13 protein-coding genes are annotated in these 18458 nt (G+C 72.2%); 7 read left to right on the plus strand and 6 right to left on the minus strand.

Annotated elements, in window-relative coordinates; all coding sequences use genetic code 11:
• The first annotated feature begins 72 nt into the window (after window positions 1-72).
• The 4 genes from LIV37_RS05825 (at window position 73) to LIV37_RS05840 (ending at window position 4635) form a co-directional block, all read left to right on the plus strand.
• Window positions 73-885: an SAM-dependent methyltransferase gene (locus LIV37_RS05825; RefSeq protein ID WP_020866168.1), complete on the plus strand. Its 813-nt coding sequence runs from the start codon at window positions 73-75 to the stop codon at window positions 883-885.
• A gap of 727 nt (window positions 886-1612) precedes the next feature.
• Window positions 1613-2383, plus strand: coding sequence for an AfsR/SARP family transcriptional regulator (locus LIV37_RS05830; protein WP_121826220.1), 771 nt, complete (start codon window positions 1613-1615; stop codon window positions 2381-2383).
• Window positions 2384-2401: 18 nt separating this feature from the next.
• The gene (locus tag LIV37_RS05835) at window positions 2402-2641 is read left to right on the plus strand and encodes a DUF5988 family protein (RefSeq protein WP_251983268.1); all 240 of its coding nucleotides are present in this window, start codon (window positions 2402-2404) and stop codon (window positions 2639-2641) included.
• An 86-nt stretch (window positions 2642-2727) separates the two neighbouring features.
• On the plus strand, window positions 2728-4635 hold the full coding sequence (locus tag LIV37_RS05840; protein ID WP_020866171.1) for a Xaa-Pro dipeptidyl-peptidase: 1908 nt from the start codon (window positions 2728-2730) through the stop codon (window positions 4633-4635).
• A gap of 94 nt (window positions 4636-4729) precedes the next feature.
• On the opposite strand, the gene LIV37_RS05845 is transcribed toward LIV37_RS05840, so the two are convergent.
• Window positions 4730-5581 (minus strand): class I SAM-dependent methyltransferase, encoded by an 852-nt coding sequence (locus LIV37_RS05845; protein ID WP_020866172.1) that lies wholly within the window; start codon window positions 5579-5581, stop codon window positions 4730-4732.
• Between the two features lie 345 nt (window positions 5582-5926).
• Between LIV37_RS05845 and LIV37_RS05850 the strand changes: the two genes are divergently transcribed.
• The gene (locus LIV37_RS05850; RefSeq protein WP_020866173.1) at window positions 5927-7096 is read left to right on the plus strand and encodes a CapA family protein; all 1170 of its coding nucleotides are present in this window, start codon (window positions 5927-5929) and stop codon (window positions 7094-7096) included.
• Between the two features lie 21 nt (window positions 7097-7117).
• Here the strand turns inward: LIV37_RS05850 and LIV37_RS05855 are convergent, their stop codons facing one another.
• Entirely contained in the window at window positions 7118-9742 is a 2625-nt protein-coding gene (locus tag LIV37_RS05855) for an ATP-dependent Clp protease ATP-binding subunit (RefSeq protein WP_020866174.1), read from the minus strand.
• Window positions 9743-9852: 110 nt separating this feature from the next.
• On the minus strand, window positions 9853-10968 hold the full coding sequence (locus tag LIV37_RS05860; RefSeq protein WP_121825770.1) for a PP2C family protein-serine/threonine phosphatase: 1116 nt from the start codon (window positions 10966-10968) through the stop codon (window positions 9853-9855).
• Between the two features lie 134 nt (window positions 10969-11102).
• Between LIV37_RS05860 and sigJ the strand changes: the two genes are divergently transcribed.
• Both sigJ and LIV37_RS05870 read left to right on the plus strand, forming a co-directional pair.
• Entirely contained in the window at window positions 11103-11975 is an 873-nt protein-coding gene (gene sigJ, locus LIV37_RS05865) for an RNA polymerase sigma factor SigJ (protein ID WP_020866176.1), read from the plus strand.
• Between the two features lie 74 nt (window positions 11976-12049).
• Window positions 12050-13132: an NAD(P)/FAD-dependent oxidoreductase gene (locus LIV37_RS05870; RefSeq protein ID WP_020866177.1), complete on the plus strand. Its 1083-nt coding sequence runs from the start codon at window positions 12050-12052 to the stop codon at window positions 13130-13132.
• A gap of 66 nt (window positions 13133-13198) precedes the next feature.
• Here the strand turns inward: LIV37_RS05870 and LIV37_RS05875 are convergent, their stop codons facing one another.
• The 3 genes from LIV37_RS05875 to LIV37_RS05885 form a co-directional block, all read right to left on the minus strand.
• On the minus strand, window positions 13199-14659 hold the full coding sequence (locus tag LIV37_RS05875) for an aldehyde dehydrogenase family protein (protein ID WP_020866178.1): 1461 nt from the start codon (window positions 14657-14659) through the stop codon (window positions 13199-13201).
• 164 nt (window positions 14660-14823) lie between these two features.
• Window positions 14824-16545 carry an ABC transporter permease subunit gene (locus LIV37_RS05880; protein ID WP_121826219.1) on the minus strand — a complete coding sequence of 574 codons (1722 nt, stop codon included), beginning with the start codon at window positions 16543-16545 and terminating at the stop codon, window positions 14824-14826.
• 224 nt (window positions 16546-16769) lie between these two features.
• Entirely contained in the window at window positions 16770-18425 is a 1656-nt protein-coding gene (locus tag LIV37_RS05885) for an ABC transporter substrate-binding protein (RefSeq protein ID WP_020866179.1), read from the minus strand.
• Window positions 18426-18458 lie beyond the last annotated feature (33 nt).

The following is an 18458-nucleotide window of genomic DNA, read 5'->3' on the forward strand; positions in this document are numbered from 1 at the left end:
CGATCGCTTGAGCGGGTGAGCCTTTATGTGCCCTGGGCCGACCCGATCTTTCGAGCACACAGGAGGAGTGCCATGACCTCTCCCTCGGCCGTGCCGCCTGGCGGTACGGTGTCGGACTACTACAGCTCGCTGGGCCCGCTTCTGCAGATGGCGTGGGACGACAACTTCCACTTCGGCTACTGGGACGGCCCGTCCGATACCCGTTCGGTGCAAGAGGCCACCGATCGCTTCACGGATCTGCTGATCGAACGGCTGCGGGTGGGTCCGGGAGACCGGGTGCTGGATGCCGGCTGTGGTATCGGGAAACCGGCGATGCGGGTGGCGTCCGCCACCGGCGCCAATGTCCTGGGCGTCACGATCAGCGAGCTCCAGGTCAAACAGGCGACCGAATCCGCCCGGCTGGCCGAGCTGTCCGACCGGGTGGCATTCCAATACGCCGACGCCATGGCGATGCCTTTCGGCGACGCCGCATTCGACGCCGTACTCGCATTCGAATCGATCAATCACATGGACCGTCCGACGGCGCTGCGGGAGATGGCCCGTGTGCTGCGGCCGGGAGGCCGGGTGGTGCTCACGGATGTCACCCCGCCGAGCGACGGGAGTTATCAGCCGGACGACGATCCCGCCGTGGTCACCTCGCTGACCCGGCTGGAGGACTGGCCCGGTCTGGTCGGTGACGCCGGGCTGGTGCTCGATGAGCTGACCGATGTCACCGAGAACACCAAGGACACCGCGAACCGCATGATCGACGGCATCCTGCGCTGTCGCCGGGAGTTCGAGGCGCGCCACGGGGTCAGCGTGCAGGAGGTGCTGGACGCCGCCAAGTCGGCGCTGCCCACCGTACCCAGCGCCGGCTGCGCCATCGTGGTGGCCCACAAGCCCTGAATCGGCGACAAACCTGACGGTTATTCGAGAATCCTTCATGGGTCCCGCGCAGACGGAATTCTCCACTCCTCATCAAAGCGGCGCCAAGGGGCCCATGATCTCGCAAGATGCGCTTGTCCCGGCCGATGTGATCCGCGTATTCTCATTCGCGGACTGCAACACCGCAAGTGCGGGATATCCGGACTCCGATCTTCCGGACGGTATTGCGAATACCCGCTCCGCACCGTCGAGGACGCCGCCTCGAGGGCGCGTATATCCGGATTCTAGGTGAGGTGGGTAGTCATAGGACTCGCTTACGATGTGGGGCACCTGCCGAAGGCGTCGATCTCGTCCATCCTCTGATTCCTCGGCGGGCCCGCGATAAAAGAGGGGTGAGTAATGGCAGTCGCGAACGGCGTGCGTCAGTGGATCCGGCGGCACCGCCCGTCCCCGTCCGGTGCGGCGCGGTCGGACCACTTTCCACACGCAAGCGGCTCGGCAAGCGCCCACTTCCCATCCCCTTCGGGGTCGCCGGACTCCGGGGACGTGACACTTCCAGCGCGCCACCCGGACGGCAGGGGTCGACGATCCGCATGGACCGCCAGAACCAGACCCGCACACGCGTTCGCCTCCGGAAGCAGACCGCCCTCGAAATCGAGAGAACACACAGACAACCCCGCGGGCAATTCCGGCAAAGACGCCGACTGTCCCATGACCGCACTCGTCGGCGACTCGGATGGGGCACAACGTGCGATATGAGATCATGGGACCTCTCCGCGTAGTGGAAGAGGAGAGGAAATTAACTATCAGGGCGCGGAAGATCGAGGTCCTGTTGACCGTCCTCCTCGTCCGCGCCGATCAAGTGGTCCCGATCGACCAGCTCATCACGGAGATCTGGGGAGAGGACCCGCCGCGCCGGGCGATCGCCGGGCTTCATGTGTATGTCTCCCAGATCCGTAAGTTCCTGCGCCGGCCCGACCAGAACGAAAGTCCCGTTATCACCCGCCCGCCGGGATATGTCCTGCGGCTGGGCCACGACCGCCTCGACTTCCACTGCTTCGAGCGGCTGGTGTGCGAGGGCCGGGACCATCTGCGGGAGCGGCGTTACCAGCAGGCCACGGCGACTTTCGAAAGCGCGCTCGACCTCTGGCGCGATCCATTGCTGGACGACGTATGCCATGGGCCGATCCTCGAGGGCTTTCAGACCTGGCTGAAGGAAGCCCGGCTGGAATGCATCGAGATGCTGACGGATTCCCGGCTCATGCTCGGCCGCCATCGCGAGCTGGTGAGCGATCTGTATCAGCTGACCACCGAGCATCCCTTACGGGAGGCACTGCACCGTCAGTTGATGCTGGCGCTCTACCGCTGCGGTCGCCGGGCGGACGCCTTGCATGTGTATCAAGCGGCCCGCAAGACGCTCAATGAGGAACTCGGGCTCGAACCGTGCCGGGCCCTACAGGACATGCAGCGGGCCATCCTCACCTCGGATGACCGACTGGAACTGCATGTTCCCGCTTGAGGAGGACCGCGTAAGGAGGTGGAGATATTGAGCGAACACATCAGTTATCTGTCCGAGGGCAGTCCGATCGAGGTCGTCCTCGAAGGCGGACCGGACGATCTGCCCCGGGCATTCAGGACCGGGCGGTCGACCCTCACCAGCAAGAAGCTCAAAATCCAGCACCGGAATGGATACGAGCACTTCGAACTCGTCAACGATTCCGCCGACATCACCACAGCGATCTTTCGCTGGACCATGCGTACGAAAATCGCCGAGTAGCCTCCATGGCTCCGGAACCCCGGGATCGCCGACCGGCCACCGCCGGCCGGCGGTCCCGGGGCGGGGGTCGTGGCCAGGAGGTCCCTATGCGCACTTCACGGTGGAGCGGGGTCGTGATCGCCGCGCTCACGATGTCGACAGCCCTTGCCGCACTGCCCGCCGGGCCCGCGTCGGCCCGGACATCCGCCGGACCCGCCACCAAGGTGGTGGACGGCCGTACTCAGCCGGTGTTCTCCTACGCGGACGCCGTACGTGAGCATCTGATGGTCCAAACGCCGGTCGACAGTGACGGCGATGGCCACAAGGACCGGGTCGCGGTGGACATCATCCGCCCCATGGAGACCCAGCAGGGTCTCAAGGTGCCGGTCATCATGTCGTCCAGCCCCTACAACGACACCGTGGGCCGTGGCTTCGAGTCGGAGCGCAAGGCCTACGACGCCCAGGGCGACCCGGCCAAGTTCCCGCTCTTCTACGACAATTACTTCGTACCGCGCGGCTATGCCGTGGTCGATGTCGATGTGACCGGCACCGGCAGATCCGACGGCTGTCTGACCGTCGGCGGCGCCGCCGATGTGGCGGCCGCCAAGGCCACCGTCGACTGGTTCGGCGGCCGCGCCACCGCCTACGCGGCCGACGGCAGCGAGGTGAAGGCCTCCTGGTCCACCGGCAAGGTGGGCATGATCGGCCACTCGTACGAGGGCATGCTGGCCAACGCGGTGGCGGGCACCGGGGTGGAGGGGCTGGAGACCATCGTCCCGATCTCCGGAGTCAGCTCCTGGTACGAGTTCGCCCGCACCAACGGCGCCAAGCACTGGAACGGCTTCGCCTCGTATCTGACCACCGCGCTGGACACCGACCCGCCCCAGAAGTGCCAGGCGGTGCGCGAGCGGCTGCAGGCCGGTGAGGACGACGCCACCGGCAACTACAACGCCCACTGGCAAGAGCGCGATTACATCGCACAGCCCGCGCCCGAGGTGAACAAGGTGCGCGCGAGCGTCCTCGCCGCACATGACATCAACGACTACAACATCCGGATCGACCAGCTCGCGAACTGGTGGGGTGCGCTGGCCGAGCGCGGGGTGCCACGCAAGCTGTGGCTGGGCCGCTACGGCCACACCGATCCATTCGACTGGCCCGGTCGGCGCGCGCAGTGGGTCGACACCGTGCACCGATGGTTCGACCACTGGCTGTACGGCATCCAGAACGGAATCATGGACGAGCCCCGCGTCGATCTGCAGACCGGCCCGGACACCTGGACCACCCAGGCCGACTGGCCCGCGGGCACCTCCTCGGTGCCCCTGCGCCCCGGGCCGGACGGCTCGCTGTCGCTGAGCCCCGCGAGCGGCACCGGGGCCTTCACCGACACCAAGCTGAGCGAGGCGGATCTCACCGCCGACCCGTCGGCGAACCGCCCCGGCCGGCTGGCCTTCCTCACCCCGCCGCTGCGCACCGGGGTACGGCTCTCCGGCACACCCACCGCCGATCTGCGGGTCACGCTCGACAAACCGACGTCGAACCTCACCGCGCTGCTCGTGGACTACGGCGAGGACGAGCGGATCGACTGGAACCGCAACGAACCCCAGAACCGGATCCACGACGGTCTGCGGGGGCTGGACGAGGAGTCCTGCCACGGGGAGAGCACCGCCCAGGACGACGCCTGCTACCAGCGGACCGCCAATGTGACGGCGCGCAGATCCTCCGAGGTGATCGCCCGGGGCTGGATGGACGCCCAGAACCGCCACTCGCTCACCACCCCCGAGCCACTCTCCCCCGGCCGGTCCTACCGGATCGCCTGGAAGACCCTGCCGGGCGACTACGAGATCAAGCCGGGCCACCGGCTGGGGCTGGTCCTCGGCGGCACCGACGCCGACTTCCTCTACTTCGAGGACGCGACCGGGGCGAAGGCGACGGTGGACCTGGGTGGCAGCCGGGTGACCGTACCGGTGACCGCCGCCCAAGGGCTCCGCAACTCCCTTCGCCAGTATGTGCGTTGATCGAGCCCGGTCCGCCACCACCGGCGGTCCGGGCTCAGCCACATGTCCGCGCGCTCAGTCACATGTCCGCGCGCTCAGCCCCGTGTCCGCGCGCTCAGCCCTGAGACCAGGCGTGGATCACATGGGCGCCGAGGTCCGCGTGCCCTCCGGCCATGCCGTGGCCGCTCTCGTACCGGGCCGTGAGGTCCCGGTAGCGGATGTCCTCCCGCGCGGAGAAGCCCAGCCGGCGCAGTTCGTCCGCGAGCTCGTCCGGGGTGAAGAAGCTGAGGAACGGCTCACCGGCCTCGGCGGCCCACGCCGCGCGCGCCTCGTGCACGGCACGTTGCTCCGGTGGCAGCGCGTCCGGTGGCTCGCCGTAGTCGAAGACCACGCCCGAGCCGTCCGGCAGGGCCGCGATGAAGCCGAGCGTGTCCAGTACGGCGGTGTGCGTCAGATACGGCACCACCCCGAGCCAGAAGAAGAACGCCGGGCGGGCCGGGTCGAAGCCCGCCGCCGTCAGCCCGTCGGCCAGGCTCTGCCGCTCGAAGTCCACCGGTGCGAAGGTCAGTGACGGCGGTACGGGGATCTCCCCGGCGGCCAACCGGTCGCGCTTCCACTCCTGGGTCGCGGGATGGTCCACCTCGAACACCCGCAGGCCCTGCGCCTCGTACGGATTGCGGCAGCCGAAGGTGTCCAGCCCGGCCCCGAGTGCCACCGCCTGCCGTACCCCGCGTGCCACGGCCGCCGCGACGGCGTCCTCGGCGAACCGCGCACGGGCGGCCACGGACAGCCGCACATCCTCGCGCTCGGGGTGGAAGGCCGCCTCGAGGACTGGGTCGTCCGCGTCGGCGGCGAGGACGCGGAGCGCCAGCGGGTCGTAAAACACCCGGCCGCCCTCCAGCTCCTGGTGGGCCGCGCGGAACGCGGCCGCGCCGCGGGCGGTGACGCTGGGCCGGCCGATCTGCATGGAACGTCCTCCCCCGAGGTCCCACCGCGGATGCCGCGAGCGACACCCCCATGGTGTCAGCTCCGCACCCCGCGCACACCGCTGACGGCCCTTGTTTACAAGGGAGTTACCCGGTGGACGACGACCCGGGGACCGCCCCGGCCGTGGCGTCGCGCGGCGGGCGCGCATTGTCCCACCGATGGCCTCCGGACAGGGGTTGACCGGGCCCATCGGGTGCAATCGGTCGGCCGAACCGGTGAAGCTCCCCACCACTCCGCAAGCCCCTCTGCTGTCGTGCAATAAATATGACAATCCGACAATCAGAACAAAAGGGTCCGGCATGGCCGGACCAGTGCGGAGTGCACCGTGTCCCATCACCCACGCCATCGGACGGCGCTTCTCGCCGTCGCCCTGCTCGGCGCCGCCACCGCGTGCGGCAGCGGGACACCGGCCGCCCCGGAGGCCGAGGAGAAGCCCTCGAAGACCTCGGCGGTGGCCAGAAGCGGGTCCATGAAGAACTTCACCCTCGTGGCCACCGGCGATCTGCTGGTGCACGCCTCGGTCATCCGGCAGGCGAAGGCGGACTCGGGCGGCGAGAGCTATGACTTCCGGCGCATGATCCGGGCGGCCGCGCCCATCGTCGCCCAGGCCGACCTGGCCATCTGCCACATGGAGACCGTCTACGGGGCCACCCACGGGCCGTTCACCGGCTATCCGACCTTCAAGACGCCTCCGCAGCTCGCCTCGGCCGTGAAGGACATCGGCTACGACTCCTGCTCCACCGCCTCCAACCACACTCTCGACGCCGGTCCGGAGGGGGTGGTCCGCACCCTCGACGCCATGGACAAGGCCGGGCTCAAGCACGCCGGATCGGCCCGTTCCGCCGCGGAGAGCGTCCGTCCCACGATCATGGAGGCCGGTGGCGCCAAGGTGGCCCATCTCGCCTACGCCTACGGCACCAACGGCATCCCGGTCCCCAAGGGCAAACCGTGGCTGGTCAACCTCATCAATCCGGCGCGGATCATCAAGGACGCGCGGGCCGCGCGGCGCGCCGGGGCCGATGTGGTCGTCGTCAGCGTGCACTGGGGCACCGAGTGGCAGCAGGCGCCGGACAAGCTCCAGCTCTCGCTCGCCAAGAAGCTCACCGCCGCCAAGGACGGCGGCCGCCGCGACATTGACCTGATCATCGGCACCCACGCCCATATCCCCCAGGCGTACGAGAAGGTCAACGGCACCTGGGTGGTCTACGGCATGGGCGACCAGATCGCGGGGGTCATGCCCGACAAGCGGGGCCAGCTGGGCTCGGCGGCGCGCTTCACCTTCACCCCGCCCTCCGCGCCGGGCAGGGCGTGGCAGGTGAGGAAGGCGGAGTACATCCCGCACGCCGTGGACAACGACCCGATCACCCTGGTGAACCTTCCCCGGGCGCTGGAGAAGAGCCCCGGCAACCCGGGTTACGCCAGTGCCCTGAGCACCATCCAGGAGGCGGTGCTCAGCCGGGGCGGCAAGAAGGACGGTCTGGCCATGGGGCGCTGACCGGGCTCGCTCCGGGTGGCGCTACCGCTCCGGCTGGTCCGTCCCGCCCGGCTGCTCCGTATGACCCGGTGGGCCGGGCTGACCCGTCCGCTCGGCGGCCTCCTGTGTGTGGAAGGCCAGCCGGTCGTCGTGCACATCGACCAGGACCCGGCTGTGCGCGGGCAGCTCGCCGCCGAGCAGCATCCGGGAGAGCGGATTGTCGACCTCGCGCTGGATGGTGCGGCGCAGCGGCCGGGCGCCGTACTCCGGCTGGTGGCCGTGGGTGGCCAGCCAGTCGACGGCGGCCAGGGTGAACTCCACGCCGACGTCCTGGGCGTGCAGCCGGCGCCGGGTCTCCTCCAGCAGCACATCGGCGATCTGCCGCAGCTGGTCGTCGGCGAGCCGGCGGAAGATGATGATCTCGTCGATGCGGTTGAGGAACTCCGGCCGGAAGTGCTCCCGCAGCGGGCGCAGCACCCGTTCCCGGCGCGCGGCGTCGTCGGCCTCCTCGCCACCGCCGCCGCCGAAGCCCAGGGGGCCACCGCGTCCGGTGATGGCCTCCGAGCCGAGGTTGCTGGTCATCACGATGACGGTGTTCTTGAAATCGATGGTGCGGCCCTGGGCGTCCGTCAGCCTGCCGTCGTCGAGCACCTGGAGCAGGATGTTGAAGACATCGGGGTGGGCCTTCTCCACCTCGTCCATGAGCAGCAGCGAGTAGGGCTGGCGGCGCACCGCCTCGGTGAGCTGTCCGGCCTCCTCGTGGCCGACGTATCCGGGTGGCGCGCCGACCAGTCGGCTGACGGTGTGCTTCTCCTGGTACTCGCTCATGTCGAGGCGGACCATGCGGTCCTCGCTGCCGAAGAGCGCCTCGGCCAGTGCGCGGGCGAGTTCGGTCTTGCCGACGCCGGTGGGGCCGAGGAAGAGGAAGCTGCCGCTGGGGCGGTTGGGGTCGGCGAGTCCGGCGCGGGCGCGCAGGACCGCGTCGGCCACGGCGGACACGGCCTCCTCCTGCCCGACGACCCGACGGTGGAGGTGCTCCTCCAGGCTCAGCAGCCGTTCGCGCTCCTCCTGGGTGAGGCTGGAGACGGGGATCCCGGTCTGCCGGGAGACGATCTCGGCGATGTCCTCGACGGTGACCTCGGCGACGCGCCCGCCGTGGTACTGCGTTCCGGATGCCTGCGCGATCCGGTTGTTCAGCTCGGCGATCCGGTCCCGCAGGGAGGTGGCGCGTTCATAGCTCTCGGACGCGACGGCCTGGTCCTTGTCCCGGGTGAGCTGCTCGACCTCCCGCTCCAGGGCGCGCAGATCGGTGCCGCGGGCGCTGGAGCGCAGCCGTACCCGTGCCCCCGCCTGGTCCATGAGGTCGATGGCCTTGTCGGGCAGGAAACGGTCGGTCAGATAGCGGTCGGAGAGCTCGACGGCGGCGAGCAGCGCCTCGTCGGTGTAGCGGACCTGGTGATGGGCCTCGTAGCGGTCACGGAGGCCGTGCAGGATGGCGACGGCGTCCACGGAGGTGGGCTCGGGGACCATGATGGGCTGGAAGCGGCGGGCGAGCGCGGCGTCCTTCTCGATGTACTGGCGGTACTCCCGGAGCGTGGTCGCGCCCATCACATGCAGTTCGCCGCGGGCCAGCGCGGGCTTGAGGAGGTTGCTGGCGTCCATCTGGCCGCCCTCGGAGCCACCGCCGCCGGCGCCGACCACCGTGTGCAGCTCATCGATGAAGATGATCAATTCGTCGGAGTTGGTGCGGATCTCGTCGACAATGCTGGTGACGCGCTGTTCGAAGTCACCGCGGAAGCGGGTGCCGGCCACGACGCTCGCGATGTCGAGCTGGACGACCCGGCGGCCGAGCAGGATGTCCGGCACATCGGCGTCGGTGATCCGCTGGGCGAGCCCTTCGACGACGGCCGTCTTGCCTACTCCGGCCTCGCCGATGAGGACGGGGTTGTTCTTGCCGCGCCGGGCGAGCACCTCGATGCTCTGCTCGATCTCCTCGTCGCGGCCGATCACCGGGTCGATCCGCCCCTCGCGGGCCAGTTCGGTCAGGTCGCGGCCGAACCGGTCGAGGTTCGGGGTCTTCCGCTGGTCCATGACGGGCCTCTGGTCTGCCGTGGGGGCACTCGGGGTGAGACCGCCGGTCGGCGGGCCGGGGGCCCGGGGTTCGAAGCGGGCGGCGCCCAGGATCTGCCCGGCGGTGGACTCGCGGTTGGCGGCGAGCGCGATCAGTACGTGTTCGGGGCCGATGTACGAGGAGCCGCGCGAGCGGGCTATCTCATGGGCGTCGAGCAACGCCCGTTTGACGGCCGGGGTGACGGCGACCGAGTTGCGCGGCGGCCCGCCCCCCGCCTCCCGGTCGATCTCCGCGGCGATCCGGTCGGGGTCGGCTCCGGCGCGCGAGACCATGGTGCGGGTGGGCTCGGCGGAGAGCGCCGCCCGCAGCAGATGTTCGGTGTCGAGGTCGGTGCTGCCGTGTTCGGCGGCGTAGGAGGCGGCGGCCGAGACGAGATGGCGTGCGTTCTCGCTCATCAGCCGCCCGAAGTCGACATGGCGTGAATCGGGCCGCTGCCCGGCCGGCCCGGTCCCGAGGAAGCGTGCGAGGAAGTCGCCGAGTGGATCCGGCCCGAAGTCCTCGGGGCCCTGATTCGGGCCCTCGTTCCCGCTGCCCATACGACCAGTTTACGAGCGATCGAGGCCGATGTCCGTTCCTGGGCGGTTCCGCGAGCGGGCACCGCGGTCCGGCTGCGGCGTCCGGGCGGCGTCCGGCGCCACCGGGTGCGTCAGCGCTCCACCCGCTGGCGTTCGAGGACGACCAGGGCGGCGTCGTCGCCCTGGTGGCCGCCGGTGTGGCTGAGCAGATCGCGGCGCAGACGGTCGATGAGGTACTGGGGGCCGCCGCCGTCCGCTCCGGGGAGGTGCTCGGCGAGCGGGAAGAAAGTGCCCTCGCTGTTCCGCGCCTCGATGACCCCGTCGGTGTAGAGCAGCAACTGATCGCCCTCGTCGAACGGGAAGTCCTCGGTGTGGTAGCGGCCGGCCGCCAGGTGGCCGAGGCCCAGCGGCAGTGCGGGCGCCTGGCCCTCCAGGGCCTTGACCCCGGAGTCGCACAGCAGGAGCGGCGGCGGATGCCCGCAGTTGACGAGGCGGACCACCGGCCGGTCGTCGGGGATCTCCAGCACGGCGGCGGTGACGAACGACTCCCCCGCCCCGGGCGCCTTGTCGCGGGGTTCGGTCCGCTCCGCGGACAGCGCGGTGTCCAGGTGGGACGCCAGATCGGTCAGCGGTACGGGCCAGTGGGCGATCGCGCGGAAGGCGCCGAGCACCAGGGAGGCGTCCGCGACGGCGGTCAGCCCGCTGCCCCGGACATCGCCGATGATCAGCCGGGTGGCGTTCGAGGTGCGCGCCGCCGCGTACAGATCGCCGCCGATCTCAGCCCCCGGCTCGGCCGCGAGGTAGACCGAGGCGATCAGCAGCGGGCCGACCCTGACGGGGAGCGGGCGCAGCAGCACCCGCTGCGCCACATCGGCCACCGCCCGCACCCGGTTCAGCTCGCGCATGTGCCGGTCGAGGACCGCGCGGAACAGCACGATCATCGCGGAGACCAGAACCAAGGTGACCACCTCGGCCAGACGGCCGGGCTGGCCGAGAAACCCCTCGGAGGCGTTGGCCGCGATCTGGGCGACCACGGCCAGGAGCCCGACACACGCGGTGAGCAGGGGGCCGGCGAACGAGGCTGTCATGGCAGGCGCCGCGATCAGCAGCGGGCTGAGCCGGATACTTGCCGGGGTCAGCACATCGCCGAGCGTGATCAGCCCGATGGCCAGAAGGGGGATCACGACCAGGAAGCGGGTCCGCCACCTTGGCCGGCGCAGATCCGAGGGACCTTGCCGCGTGTGCACATCTACTGCTTACGCCTGCCGTGGCCCCCGCGCCAACCCGTCGGCCCGGGGCACGACCGCGCTCCGGGGAGGCGGCTGTCACACTTCCGGCCGCTGTCTCGTCCTCCTTCTCAGGCCGAGGAGAGGATCGGGACATGGCAGAGCTGACCGCATTCGAAGAGCAGCGCGACCGGCTGTGGGCCGTCGCGTATCGCATCACCGGCTCGGTCGCCGACGCCGATGACGCGGTGCAGGAGACCTGGCTGCGCTGGCAGGCGCTGCCCGCGGACGAGGTGGCCGACCCCCGCGCGTATCTGACCACCGTCATCAGCCGCATCTGCTACGACCTGCTGGGGTCGGCGCGGGTGCGGCGCGAGCGTTACGTCGGTCCCTGGCTGCCCGAGCCGGTGGTGGCGGCCGGCGGTCCGGAGGACCGGGTGACGCTGGACGAGTCGGTGGGGCTTGCGCTGCTCACCGTGCTGGAGCGGCTGACTCCGGCGGAGCGGACCGCCTTCATCCTGCACGATGTCTTCTCGGTGCCGTTCCCGGAGATCGCCGAGGTGGTGGGCCGGAGCCCGGAGTCCGTACGGCAGTTGGCCTCCCGCGCGCGCAAGCGGGTCCGGGCGGAGGCGCCGCGGCGCTCGGTGGACCGCGCGGAGCACCGGCGGGCCGTGGACGCGTTCCTCCGGGCGGTCATGGGCGGCGACCTGGACGGGCTGCTGGAGATCCTGGATCCGGAGGTCGTCTGGCGTTCGGACGGCGGCGGCAAGGTGGCGGCGGCCCGGCTCCCGGTACTGGGGAACGAGAAGGTGGCCCGCTTCGCCCAGCGGCTGGCCCGGGGCTTCGACCCGGCCACGATGCTGGTGCACCACCGCGACGTCAACGGCGCCCCGGGCCTGGTCATGGTCGACACCGCGAGCGAGCAGGCCGTGGTCTTCGCGTTCTCCGTACACCAGGGTCTGATCACCGAGATCGACGCGATCATCAACCCCGACAAGCTCCGCCACCTCGACCTGCCGAACCTGTGACCGGCGTCACCGTCACATCTCGGGCCGCCGTGTCGTCCTCCTCGTGAACACCGACCGGCAAGGAGGCCGCCCACATGGAGAAGCAGCAGGTCCTAGTGCTCGGCGCGGGCTATGCGGGGCTGATTGCCGCCCTGCGGCTGGCCCCGCACACCCACGTCACCCTGATCGATCCGAGCCCCGCCTTCACCGAGCGCGTGCGGCTGCACGAGCGGGCCGTCGGACGGCCCGACATCACGCATCCGCTCGACGCGCTGACCCGGCGGGCCGGGATCGTCCACGTGGCCGCCCGCGCCACCGGGATCGAACCGGCCGCCCGGCTGATCACCACCGACGACGGCCGTCGGCTCCCGTACGACCGGCTGGTGTACGCGCTCGGCAGCCGCACCGCCGACCCCGGTGAGCGCGCCTACACCCCGGAGACGGCGGCCGAGCTGTACAAGCGGCTGCTGGACGGCCCGGGTGAGCTGACGGTGGTCGGCGGGGGACTCACCGGCATCGAGCTCGCCGCCGAGATCGCCGAGTCCCACGACGCCTGGAAGGTCCGGCTGGTCACGGGCGAGGAGGTCGGCACGGGGCTCTCGGCGAAGGGCCGCGCCCATGTCCGTACGACGCTCACCGGGCTCGGTGTCCGGATCGAGGAGGGCCGTCGGGTGGCCCGCCCGGAGGACATCGGCTCCGACGCGGTGGTCTGGGCCACCGCGATGACCGCGAACACCGCGCTGGCCGGGGCCGCCGGGATCGCCCTCGACCCGGGCGGCCGCGTCCGCGTCGACGCCACCCTGCGCTCGGTGTCCCATCCGGAGATCTACGCGGTGGGCGACGCGGCGGCCATGGCCACCCCGGCCGCCGGTGCCCTGCGCATGGCCTGCGCCACCGCGCTCCCGTCCGGTTCGCACGCCGCCTCCTCGATCATCGCCGAGACCCGGGGGCGGGAGCCGAAGCCGTTGCGCTTCCGCTTCGTGGCGCAGTGCGTGAGCCTGGGCCGCCGGGACGGGCTGATCCAGCTGGTGCGGGCGGACGACTCCCCGCGCGAGACGGTGCTGCGCGGTGGCACGGCCGCGCGCGCCAAGGAGCAGGTGGTGCGCTCCACGGTCAGGGTGCTGCGGCTGGCGGCGCGCCGCCCCGGGGCCGTGCCCCTCATTCCCGGGGTCGGCTGAGGCCCCCGGGAGGGGCCGAGGTGTCGGGGAGCGGCCCCCGCGGGCGGCAGGATCCGTCGGCCCCCCCTAGAACGGGTAGTGCGCGTGCTGGGTGGCGAGGGTGACCCACCGGGTGTCGCTGAACGCCTCGATGCCCCAGCGGCCGCCGAACCGCCCGTACCCCGAGTGCTTGACGCCACCGAACGGGGCCTGTGGCTCGTCCGCCACCGACTGGTCGTTGACGTGCACGATGCCGGTCCGGACACGGCGGGCGACCTTGAGCCCATGGGTCCCGTTCTCGGTGATGATGCCGCAGGTCAGGCCGTGGTCGGTGGCGTTGGCCAGGGCCACGGCCCGATCGTCGTCGGCGAAGGTGTCCACCACACAGACCGGTCCGAAGGCCTCGGCGTGGTGGATGTCCATGTCCGGGGTGACATCGCTCAGCACCGTCGCCGGGTGGACCGCGCCGTCGGGTTCGCCACCGCCGGTCAGCACCGTGGCGCCCTTGTCCACCGCGTCCTTCACCAGGGCCGCCACCCGGCGCGCCGAGTCGGCCGTGATCAGCGGGCCGACCACGGTGGCCGGTACGGCGGGGTCGCCGCACGGCAGGGCGGCCACCTTGGCGGAGAACTTCGCGGTGAACTCCTCGGCGAGGCTTTCATGGACGAGTATCCGGTCGCCCGACATGCAGATCTGACCGGAGTTCATGAACACGCCGAAGGTGGCGGCGTTCACCGCGTGGTCCACATCGGCGTCGTCCAGGACGATGATGGCGTTCTTGCCGCCCAGCTCCAGCACGGCCGGCTTGAGGTGCCGCGCGGCGAGTGAGCCGATGGTCCTGCCGACTCCCGTGGAGCCGGTGAAGTTGACGATCCGTACGCGGGGGTCGGCGATGAGCGCCTCGGCCACCTCGGCGGCGTCCGCACGGGCGTTGGTGACCACGTTGAGCACCCCGTCGGGCAGCCCGGCGTCGCGCAGCACATCGGCGATGAAGAGCCCGCAGGCGAGCGGCGCGTCCTCGCTGGGCTTCAGCACCACCGTATTGCCCGCCGCCAAGGGCGCCGCGACGGAGCGGACACCGAGGATGACCGGCGCGTTCCAGGGGGCGAAGGCCGCGACGACACCGGCCGGTTCGCGGACGGCGAGACCGAGCGCGCCCGGCTCCTGGGCGCTGAGCACCTCACCGCGCGGGGCGGTGATCGCGGCTGCGGCCTCGCGGAGGATGTTCGCGGCCAGGCCCACGTTGAAACCCGCCCAGGGCGCGGTGCCCCCGGTCTCCTGGGCCATGATCTCGGCGGCCCGGGCGGCGCGCGACTCCAGCAGGTCCGCCGCGGTCAGGAAGATCGTACGGCGCTCGAACGGGGCCAGCTCCGCCCAGGCCGGGAAGGCGGCGTCGGCGGCGGCCACCGCACGCGCCACGTCCTCGGCCCCGGCGGCCGCGACGGTGGCGAACACCTCCCCGGTGTAGGGGTTGAGGTCGTCGGCGGTGCGCCCCGAGACAGCCGGGGTGTCCTTGCCATCGATCAACAGATCGCGGTGGAGGGTCATATCGGATGTCCTTTGCGGTCCCTCGCCCCAAAGGGCGTGTTCGCAGAGTGAACTTCGGTTCACTACGCGCGGACCGTCAGTCTCCGACGCACCCCGGGCAGTCGTCAATGCGGAGGGCGCCGGCGGGGCCGTCGTCAATGCGGAGGGCGCCGGCGGGGCCGTCGTCAATGCGGAGGGCGCCGGCGGGGCCACCGCACCCCGCCGGACGCCGTCACCGCCAGGAGGCCCAGAAGGACCAGCGCGGCGGCGGGGGCGAGCACCGCCCACGGGGCGCGCTCGGCGTAGGGGTGGTTCTCCGCCAGCAGCCGGCCCCACTCCGGAGACGGCGGCTGGGCGCCCAGGCCGAGGAAGCCCAGCGCGGCCAGGGCGAGCGCCACCGACGGCAGCCGCAGCAACGCGTGGCGGACGACCGGGGGCAGGACCGCGGGCAGGACGTGGCGGCGCAGCAGATGGCGGCGGGAGGCGCCCAGCGCGCGGGTGGCGGCGAGATGCCTGGCGGCGCGCTGCTGCCGCAGCAGGGCGGAGGTGTGCGTGGCCAGCGGGGCCCAGGCGACGGCGGCCACGGCGAGCGCGGGGATGTACGGGCCGCGGCCCGCCGCCCCGGCGACCAGCAGCCCGGCGAGCACGGGCGGCACCGCGTTCACCGTCTCGGCGAGTCCGCCGGACAGCCGGGGCACCAGCCCGAGCAGCACCCCCGCCACCAGCGCGGCGGCGCTCACCGCCACCGCGAGCGCGAGTGTGGACAGCGCGCCGTGTCCCACCCGGGCCAGCAGATCACGGCCCAGCGCGTCGGTGCCGAACGGATGCGCCCAGGACGGGGCGGTGAGCCGGGCGGCGGTGTCCACCACCAGTGGGTCCCGGAGACCGCCGAGCACCACGACGGCGAGCAGGAGCGCGCCGTAGAGCAGTGGAATCGCGCGGGTGGACGGGGCGGTGGGCCGGTCGAGCGAGGGCAGCGCCCCGTCGCGCAGCGCGGGCCCGAGCAACAGCCGGGCCGCGAGCCGGGCGAGACCTCCGGCGGCGGCCGCGAGCAGGATCAGGACGAGGGCACACGCCTGGAGCATCGGCAGGTCCTGGGCGATGGCCGCCTGGAGCGAGAGCCTGCCGAGCCCGGGGATGTCGAAGACCTGCTCGACGGCGACCGCGCCTCCGGTGAGCCCGACCACGAACAGCCCGGTGTTCGGCAGCACTCCGGGCACGGCACGCCGCAGCGCCTGGCGGGCGATCCGCCGGGCGGGCAGACCGCGCGCGGCGGCGGCCCGCGCCCAGGGTTCGGCGAACGCCCCGGGCAGCGCGTCGTCCAGGACCCGGCCCAGCAGGGCGCCCGCGGGCAGACCGAGGGCGAGCGAGGGCAGCACCATCCACCGCGGCCCGTACCAGCCGACCGCGGGCAGCCAGCCGAGCCGCACCCCGACCACGGCGGCCAGCACGGACGCCAGCAGGAACTCGGGCAGCGCGGCGAGCAGCGCGCCACCGCTCCCCGCACCGGCCCCGCGCCGGGCGGCCCGCCGCCGCGGCCCGAGCCACAGCGTGCGCCCGCACACCGCGCCCGCGGTGGCCGCCGCGACCACCAGCGCCCCGCCCATGAGCAGCAGCGACACGCCGAGCGCCGCGGCCACCGAGGGGGCCACGGCCGTCCCTGAGATCCAGGACGCGCCCGCGTCGCCGTGCGGCAGGCCGGCGAGCCACCGGCCGAGCAGCCGCAACGGTCCGGCGTCGAGGCCGAGTTGGGCGCGCAGGGACTCCAGGAGCTCGGGGCTGGGGTCGCGGTCGGCCGCGCGCGCCTTGAGGACGGTGCGGGCGGGGTCGGTACGGGACAGCCAGGGCAGCAGACCGATGCCGCACAGCAACACCCCGGCGAGCGCGACGCGCCAGAGCGCGACCAGCCCGGCGGACCGGCCCGCGCCGCTCGGTCGCGTGGACCGGCCCGCGCCGCTCGGTCCCGTCGACCGACCCGGGCCGCTCGTTCCCGTAGACGGGCCCGCGCTCGGCCGGGCGGGCCGTCCCGCACCGGTCCCGGTGGTCCGCCCCGCGCCCGGTTCGGTGGACCGTCCGGTGCTCAGCGGCACCGCGTCCGCCTTCCGCCCGGTTGACCGTGTCCGTGCGCCGCTCAACGTCGCGTACCGGTGCCGACGAGCGTGCGCTCGTACGGGTCGAGGATCACACCGCGCACCGAGGCGCCGACGCCATGGAGGATCCGCTGGTGGACCAGCGGGACGACTCCGTCCGTGCGCAGGACGGCCGTCTGCGCGGCCAGGGCGGCGCGGTGGCGCGCGGCGCCGTCGGCGCGGGAGCCCGCCTCCGCGACCGCGCGGTCCACGGGCTTGTCGCACACCCGTGCCAGGTTGTAGCCACCGTCGCAGGTGAAGTCGTCGGCGAGGTAGGACACCGGGTCGCCGGTGTCGAGCATGGTGTTGCGGGCGGCCACCACGGCGTCGAACTTCCCGGCCAGGGCGTCGCTCTCGAGCCGGGAGTACTCCCGCACCTCCAGCTTCACGCCGAACCCGGCCTTGCGCAGCTGTTGTTGCAGCACCTGCGCGACCTCGGGCAGCTCGGGCCGGTTGTCGTAGGTGGCGAGGGTGACCGCGGTGTTCCGGACCCGCGCGGCGGCGGGGCGACCGGACGGCCGGGGCCGCTCGCCCGCGGCCCAGGTGAGGGCCGGGCCGAACAGCCCGCGGCCGGTGTCGGCATGGCCCTCGTAGACGTCCTCGGCGAGGGCGGAGGCGTCGACGGCCTCGCGGGCGGCGGCACGGACGGCGGGGTCGGCGAAGGGCCCGGAGCGGGTGTTGAGGAAGAGGGCGGTGGTGCGGGCGGTGGGCACCTCGCGCAGTGTGGCCTTGTCGAGGGTGGCCGCCTGGGAGACCGGGACCGCCTCGGCCATGTCCACCTCGCCGCTGCGCAGCGCGTTGGTGCGGGCCGTGCCGTCGGCGATGAAGCGGACGTCGAGGCCGGAGGCGTGGGCCAGACCGCCCCAGTACTCGTCGAAGCGGTGGAGGGTGGCGCGGGTGGTGCCGGTGGTCCTGGTCAGGGTGAAGGGGCCGGTGGCGGTGCCGGCCGGATCGACCGCCGCCGTCCCGTCCGCCGTCCTCCCTTGCCGCGTACCGGCCCTCGTGCGGTACGCCTTGGGCGAGAGGACGGCCAGGCTCGGGCTGGACAGCCGCAGCGGCAGGGCGGAGTCGGCGGTCGCGGTGGTGACCCGGACCCGCCGCTCCCCCACCGCCTCCGCGGTGAGCGTGACCCCGGTGAGAGCCGGTGTCATATCCCCGGTCGGATCAGCGTGCGGCGTCAGGGGGCACCTCCCGGCGGTAGCTGGGGGGAGCGTGCCAGACGCCGCACGCCCGGCCGGGGATATGACACAGGCTCTGAGCGCGGCGGGCGCCGGATCGGCGCGGGTGGCATGTGCGAGGGCGCCCGCCACCGCCGCCGGGGTGACCTCGGTGCCGTCCTGGAACCGCGCCTCGCGCAGGGTGAACACCCAGCCCCGGCCGCTCTCCCGGGTCCAGGACTCGGCGAGGGCGGGCACCGCGCCGCCGTTGCCGTCCAGCCGGGTCAGCCCCTCGGTGACGCCGAGCCTGCTGAGCAGGGTGGCGTCGGCGCCGTACGGGGAGAACCGCTCGGCGGGCGGGAAGGCCATCGCGACCCGGAGGCGCCCGCCGCCCGCCTCGGCCCCGGCGTCGTAAGGGGAACCTTCGCGGGCCGCGAAACACCCGGCGAGCAGCGGGAGGAGGAGCGGCGCGGCGGCCCACCTGCGGCGGACAGAGTGCATGGGCGTGGTTCTCCAGGGGCTGGCTGCGCGGGG

The sequence above is a fragment of the Streptomyces rapamycinicus NRRL 5491 genome (assembly GCF_024298965.1).
GTDB lineage: Bacteria > Actinomycetota > Actinomycetes > Streptomycetales > Streptomycetaceae > Streptomyces > Streptomyces rapamycinicus.